Below are 6,951 nucleotides of genomic sequence, written 5' to 3'. Positions count from 1 at the left end.
GTGGAAGATCACGAACAGCAGCAGCACCACGCCGGTGACCAGCATCGACCGCCCGGCGAACACGGAAAGTCCCAGGCCGCGGCGGCGTCGAATGCTGGGGGCCCGGGCGCCGCCGCGAGCGCGACGAGCACGCGCCTTGAGAATGAGCGCGCACACAATGTGCGCGAGCACGCTGACCAGCAGCACCACGCGCAGGATCCACAGCAACCCTTCGTACGGGAGCACAGGATAAAACGCGTTGCGCAGCCAGTGCGCGTAGGAATTGAAGGCCTCGGGGCCCTGGTAGACCTTGAGGTTGCCGATCATGTGAACCAGCACATAGGCCGAGAAAATCAGGCCGGTGATCGCCATGATGTACTTCGCGGCCACGGAGGAGAACCGGCTGCGGTGACCAGCCCGCGTGACGGGTGCTGATCCACTCGGACGTACGGGGGCGGGTGCTGTCATGGCGGCTCCAGCTTCGTGGACGGAAGCTACGGACGCAGCTCCCGGCGACCTCTCACCTCATTCTATCCGGGGTGCCCTCGGCATGGGGAGTGTGGCGCGCTGTATCCACCTGCGCTTTTGTGAGTGACAATGGGCATGTGAGTGCCGAACGTACTGCGCCGGAGGGCCCCGCGGGTGTCCCGACCGCAAACCCATGCCCGATGACCGGGCGGACCGCCAGCCGGGACACGGATCAGCGAAAAGCTACCGACGGTGAATGGAACACCCACGTTCCCCTTGAACGTGTGGGGGACACCTGGCGCATCACGTCACTGGAGCTGGCACGTCAGGTGCTGCGCAGCCAGGGGACGTCGCAGGCCGGTTTCCGCGCCGAACAGGCGCGCGCGGGGCTGCGCAAATCCCGCGTCCCGGTGCTGTTCGCGGACGGCCCCGAGCACCGCGAACAACGCTCCAAGATCGCGCGCTTCTTCGCTCCGACCACCGTGGACACCACCTACCGGGAGCTGATGGACCGGTACGCCAGCGAGGCCATGACCGAGTTGGACCGCACCGGTTCGCTGGATCTGAGTGAGGCGACCATGGGGTACTCCGTGCGCGTGGCCGCCCACATCGTGGGCCTGGACGGCACCGATCCTGACGCCATGGGTGAGCGCCTCATGAAACTTTTCGGCGCCGAGGGCGATCCCACCGAGGTGCCCCGCACGCCCTGGCGCAAGGCATGGTTTGCCCTCCGCTCGGCTGTCGGCAGCCTGCCGGTGGCCACCTTCACGTGGCACGATGTTCGCCCGGCGGTCAGAGCCCGCAAGAGGCAGCGCCGAGAAGACGTGATCTCGCACCTGCTCGATCAGAAGTACACCCTGACCGAGATCGCCACCGAGTGCCTCACCTACGCGGCGGCAGGCATGGTCACCACACGCGAGTTCATTGCGATGGCTGCCTGGCACCTCCTGGACAATCGACAACTGCTGGAGCGGTACACAGTGGCCGGCCAGGGTGAGCGGTACGCGATCCTGCATGACATCCTGCGCCTGGAACCCGTGGTGGGTCTGCTCTACCGGCGCGCCACCGAGGACATCGAACTCGAGCACCGCGGTCAGCGCTACATGATTCCTGCCGGTGACATGATCACGATGTCCATCAAGGACACCAACGTGGACACCGAGGTCTTCGAGGCGCCCCGGGAGGTCTGTCCCGGGCGTGAGGTCCCGCGCGGGGTTCGTCCCGAGGGCGCGGCATTCGGCGACGGCGCTCACCGGTGCCCCGGCCACTTCGTGGCCATCCAGGAAACGGACGTGTTCCTGCGGGAATTGTTCGAGCGCGACATCACACAACTGACCACGCCCGAGCTGTTCACGGACGCGTTAATCGCCGCTTACCGCGTGGAAGGGTTGCGCGTGGGATTCGCCCCGGCCGGTCAGAGCGGTGTGCTGAAATAGGGGCATGAAGAAGTACTCCTCTTACACACAGAGCGGCACCGGCCGGCCCGTGGAGGAGTTCACCGCGTCCAAGACCCTGCAGGGGTTCTTGAACAACGCCATTGAGCGCGCCGAGCAAGTCAATCCGCGGTTCGCGCAGTTGTGGCGGGAGATCGCCCGCGTGGCCAACGGTGGCAAGGGCGTGCGCCCGCAATTGCTGCACATGGCCGCCCACTCCTACCCGGCCCGGCCGGTGCGCCCGGTGATCAACGCCGCGGGGGCAGGGTTCGAGCTGTTGCACACCGCCCTGCTCATCCACGACGACGTGATCGACCAGGACGAACTACGCCGCCACCAACCCACGGTCAACGCGGCGGCCCAACGGCGTGCCGCAACGCGCATGGCGGTGGGTGCCCGAGCGGCGTCGGCGGTGGGAACGGAACACGCAAAACAGTACGGCCGCAGCGTGGGGATCCTGGCCGGAGACCTGGCGCTCACGGGCGCGTACCGGTTGATCGCCACGTCCCACGCGCCGGAATCGCGGTTGCTGCGGCTGCTCGCGATCCTGGATGAGGCGGTGTTCCGCTCGGCGGCCGGTGAGTTCCTGGACGTGGAGCATGCGCTGCCGGGGTTGACCGTGTCCAGCGAGGAGATCCTGCTGGCCACCCGGCTGAAGACGTCCGCGTATTCCTTCGAGGCACCGCTGACCGCGGGAGCCGTGCTGGGTGGAGCCTCCGTGGCGGACGTCAGCCTGCTCGGCGATGTCGGCCGCGCCATGGGTACGGCCTACCAGCTCGCGGACGATGTCCTGGGTGTCTTCGGCGACCCGGAACGGACCGGTAAGTCGGCTCAATCGGATTTGCGCGAGGGTAAGCGGACCATGCTCATATCTTTGGCCGAACACGGACCGTACGGACCCAAGCTGCGGGAGATTCTGGACCGGGCCGCGACCGAAGGTCTCAGTGATGAGGACGCGCACACGGCCAAGGACCTGCTGGAACGCTGCGGTGCACGCGCCGGCGTGGAGCGGATGGCCGAGCAGGCCGCCCAGCGGGCCAAGAACCTGCTGGAGGACTCGCAGCTACCGGCCGCACTGGTGGCGCAACTGACGGAGGCCACGGACGCCATTGTGCGGCGGACCCGGTAGGCCCACCGCACAATGCGTTGCGTCCGCAGGAATCTGACCAGTTACATCCGCAGGAACGCGCTGGTCGGGTCCTCCACGGCGTCGGCGATGAACCGCAGGAAGCCGCCCGCGGAACCGCCGTCGCACACGCGGTGGTCGAAGGCCAGGGTCAGGGTGGTGACCTTGCGGACCGCGAGTTCACCGTTGACCACCCACGGCTTGTCGATGATGCGCCCGATGCCCAGGATGCCCACCTCGGGGTGGTTGATGATGGGTGTGGCGCCGTCCGTGCCGAACACACCGTAGTTGTTGAGCGTGAACGTGCTCCCGGACAGTTCCGACGGGCTCGCCTTGCCGGAACGGGCCACCTCGATGACCTCGCGCATCCGCTGGTTGAGTTCCACGGTGGTGAGCTGGTCCGCGTTGCGCAGGTTCGGTACCAGCAGCCCGCGCTCGGATTCCACGGCCAGGCCCAAATTAACGCCGGTGAACCGCGCTATCGACCGGGTGCCGTCCTCGTGCGTTTCCCATCGCGAGCACAGTTGCGGGTAGGCGCGCAGCCCGGCCAGCGTGAAGCGGGCCAGGAGCGCCAGCAGACTTGGCGCGTTCTCCGGGTCCTTCGCCTTGTAACTTGCGCGCAGGTTCAGCAGCTCGGTCGCGTCCACGTCCACCCAAATGGTGGCCTCGGGGATCTCGGTGCGCGAGCGCGTCATTGCGTCGGAAATCGCCTTGCGCACTCCCTTGACGGGCTCACGCTGCGCCACGGCCAGGCCGGTTCGCGGGTCCACGTCCCGCGCGCCGACGTTCGACGACGACGCCGCCGCGCCTGCCGCCGGCGCCGCGCCGCCCCTGGTGGGAAGCGAATGGCCGGGGTCGGACGCGTTGGCGGGCCACGGTACGGGAGCCGCCGGAGCGATCGGAACCGGGGGAGCGGGCGGTGGCGTGGCAAGACCGGTGGGCGCGGGTCCCGCGGAATCCGAGCGGCGCCTTTGATCGTCCACCTGGTCCAGGGCGGACCTGATGTCCTGGCGCATGATCAACCCGCCCGGGCCGGTGCCGGTGAGCGAGGTGATGTCCACGCCGTGCTCCTTGGCGAGCTTGCGCACCAGCGGCGAGATGACCGTGGGGGCCATCCTCGGTGCGGCGGTGAGCGCGTCGTGGGTGTGGGAGGCGGCACCGGCCTGGCCGGTCGCGGACCCGCCGGAGGTGCGCGCGGGCTTGCCGCGGCGGCGTCGGCGGGAGGAACCTCCGGACGTGGTGCCGTACCCGATCAGCACGTTGCCGGAGGACTCATCGGAACTGTCATCAGCGGATTCCTCGGCCGTCGGCTGGGTGCCCGCGCGCTCTTCCTCGCGGTAGCCGGCGCCCTGGGTGGGCTCGGGGGAATCGGCAGTGCCGGCGGGTGAGGCCTCCGCCGCGGGCGCCGGGGCACCCTCCGAGGCCGGGGGTTCGGCGCCGTCGGAGACCGCGATCAGCGCCTGGCCCACCGTGAGCGTCTCGCCCTCGGCGCCGTGCAGTTTGTGAACGGTGCCCTCGAACGGGCTGGGGATCTCCACCGCTGACTTGGCGGTTTCGACCTCCACAATGGGCTGGTCCATGGCCACGGTGTCACCCTCGGCGACCAGCCAATGCAGGATGTCCGCCTCGGTGAGACCTTCGCCCAGATCGGGCAGGTGAAACACATTGATACTCACGGGTCAGTCCTCCCACTGCAGTTCGTCCAGGGTGTCGAGGATCCGCTCGACACTGGGAATGTGATGGTGCTCGAAGGCCGGCGAGGGGTAGGGGATGTCGAATCCCGTCACCCGCAGCACCGGCGCGGCCAGCGAATGGAAGCAGCGCTGCTGGGTGCGCGCCACGATCTCCGAGGCCACGGACGCGAACCCCTGCGCCTCGGCAACCACTACGGCGCGGCCGGTCTTGCGCACGGAGGCGGCAACCGTCTCGTCGTCGTAGGGAACGATGGTGCCCAGGTCGATGACCTCCACGTTCAGACCGTCCCGGGCGGCTTCTTCCGCCGCGGACAAGCACACGGGGACGGACGGGCCGTAACTGATCAGGGTTGCGTCCGTACCTTCCCGGGCGACGACGGCGTGCCCCTCGCGTTTTGCAGCGGTGCCGTTCGCGTACTGCTCGCGCAGCTCGTCCAGGTCGATCTGGGCGGTGGACCAGTACAGCCGCTTGGGTTCGAAGAACACCACCGGGTCCGGGGAGTCGATGGCCTCGCGCAACATCAGGTAGGCGTCCGTGACGGAGGCCGGGGTGAAGACCTTCAGGCCCGGGGTGTGGGCGTAGTAGGACTCCGAGGAGTCACAGTGGTGCTCCACACCGCCCACGCCGCCGCCGTAGGGGATGCGGATGACCAGTTGCATGCCCAGTTTGCCGCGGGTGCGGTTGTGCATCTTGGCCACGTGCGAGGCGATCTGCTCGAACGCGGGGTATGCGAAGGCGTCGAACTGCATCTCGACCACCGGGCGCATGCCGTTCATGGCCATGCCCACGGCGGTGCCGATAATCCCGGACTCCGCCAGGGGGGTGTCAAAGCAACGCTCACGACCGAACGTGGCGGTCAGGCCGTCGGTGATGCGGAAGACACCACCGAGGGTGCCCACGTCCTCACCGAAGACCAACACGCTCGGATCGGCTTCCAGGGCGTCCGCGAGGGCGGTGTTCAGCGCCTTGGCAAAGCTGATTTTCGAAACGCTCATCATGCCTCCTCTCGGGACAGTTCGTCGGCCAGCAGGTCTGCCTGCTCGCGCAACTGGGGGGTGGGTTCGCTGTACACGTGGCGGAACAAATCCTGGGGATCCAGTTCCGGCTTGCCGGCCATGGCTTCGCGCAGGCGCTTGGCCATGTCCTCGGCGTGCGCGGAGATCCGCTCCGAGGTGGCGTCGCCCAGGGCGTCCTGATCCGTGAGGTAGCGCTGCATCCGCGTGATCGGGTCCTTGGCCACCCATTCGGAGACCTCGTCGCGCTCGCGGTACCGGGTGTCGTCATCCGCGTTGGTGTGCGCTTGCATGCGGTAGGTCATGGCCTCGACCAGCAGCGGGCCCTTGCCCTGCCGGCACAGCTCCACGCCACGGCCGAGCACGGACAGCAGGGCCGCCAGGTCGTTGCCGTCCACGCGCTCGCCGGCCATGCCGTAGCCGACCGCCTTGTGCGCCAGGGTGGGAGCGTGAGTCTGGGAGGACAGCGGCACGGAAATCGCGTAGCCATTGTTCTGCACCAGGAACAGCACCGGCAGCTGGAACACCGCGGCGAAGTTGAGGGCCTCGTGGAAGTCGCCCTCGGAGGTGGCCCCGTCACCGCACATGGCCAGCGTGACGGTGTCCTCGCCGCGCAGCTTGGCCGCGTGGGCCACACCCACCGCGTGCAGCAGCTGCGTGGTGAGCGGGGTCGCTTGAATGCTGACCTTGTACTCACGGGGGTCAAAGCCGCCGTGCCAGTCACCGCGGAACGTGCTCATGACCTCGAGCGGGTCCACGCCGCGGGACATCACGGCCACGGAATCGCGGTAGGTGGGGAACAGCCAGTCGTTGTCACCCAGGCACATGGCCGCTGCGACCTGGCAGGCTTCCTGGCCGTGGCTGGAGGGGTAGACGGCCATGCGGCCCTGGCGGACCAGCGCCATGTTCTGGTCATTGATGCGCCTGCCCACCACGAGCTTCTCGTACGCCTTGAGCAATTGCTCGGTGGAGGGCATGGGGTACTCGTGTCCCGGTTCGGGACCCTGTTCACTGTCCGGAACGGGCTGACCGTCCGGGGCCAGCAGCTGGATCTCGTTGGCCGCCGGAAGCATGTAGGCCTCCGGGGTGATGCCAAAGTTCTTGGACGCCTCCACCGCGGGGATCACGGGAGTGGAGTTCTCGGAGGCGGGATCGCCGCCGGGTGAAGTGGGCTCGCTCATGGCCGACCCCTTCCATGGTTGGTTCAGACGTTTCGTGATCCAAGTATGGGAACTGG

The 6,951-nt window shown here is 67.9% G+C and carries 5 protein-coding genes and 1 pseudogene; 2 read left to right on the top strand and 4 right to left on the bottom strand.

The annotated features are described in order from the left end of the window. Nucleotides 1–447: pseudogene (locus Q4E95_RS09865) on the bottom strand (succinate dehydrogenase); the annotation flags it as partial. A gap of 200 nt (nt 448–647) precedes the next feature. Between Q4E95_RS09865 and Q4E95_RS09860 the strand changes: the two are divergent. Both Q4E95_RS09860 and Q4E95_RS09855 read left to right on the top strand, forming a co-directional pair. After that, complete coding sequence (locus tag Q4E95_RS09860; protein ID WP_303383145.1) at nt 648–1,883, top strand: cytochrome P450; 1,236 nt, start codon at nt 648–650, stop codon at nt 1,881–1,883. A 4-nt stretch (nt 1,884–1,887) separates the two neighbouring features. Next, nucleotides 1,888–3,009, top strand: coding sequence for a polyprenyl synthetase family protein (locus Q4E95_RS09855; RefSeq protein WP_303383144.1), 1,122 nt, complete (start codon nt 1,888–1,890; stop codon nt 3,007–3,009). A gap of 41 nt (nt 3,010–3,050) precedes the next feature. Here the strand turns inward: Q4E95_RS09855 and Q4E95_RS09850 are convergent, their stop codons facing one another. The 3 genes from Q4E95_RS09850 to pdhA are packed head-to-tail and all read right to left on the bottom strand — an operon-like array spanning nt 3,051 to nt 6,895. Further along, nucleotides 3,051–4,682 (bottom strand): dihydrolipoamide acetyltransferase family protein, encoded by a 1,632-nt coding sequence (locus Q4E95_RS09850; RefSeq protein ID WP_303383143.1) that lies wholly within the window; start codon nt 4,680–4,682, stop codon nt 3,051–3,053. Between the two features lie 3 nt (nt 4,683–4,685). Then, the gene (locus Q4E95_RS09845) at nt 4,686–5,696 is read right to left on the bottom strand and encodes an alpha-ketoacid dehydrogenase subunit beta (RefSeq protein ID WP_303383142.1); all 1,011 of its coding nucleotides are present in this window, start codon (nt 5,694–5,696) and stop codon (nt 4,686–4,688) included. Then, nucleotides 5,696–6,895, bottom strand: a complete 1,200-nt coding sequence (pdhA, locus tag Q4E95_RS09840; protein WP_303383141.1) for a pyruvate dehydrogenase (acetyl-transferring) E1 component subunit alpha — start codon at nt 6,893–6,895, stop codon at nt 5,696–5,698. Before pdhA ends, Q4E95_RS09845 begins: the two co-directional genes overlap by 1 nt. Nucleotides 6,896–6,951 lie beyond the last annotated feature (56 nt).

This window comes from Kocuria sp. (assembly GCF_030536815.1).
Taxonomy (GTDB): domain Bacteria; phylum Actinomycetota; class Actinomycetes; order Actinomycetales; family Micrococcaceae; genus Kocuria; species Kocuria gwangalliensis.
This window is presented reverse-complemented; position numbering and strand designations above follow the sequence as displayed.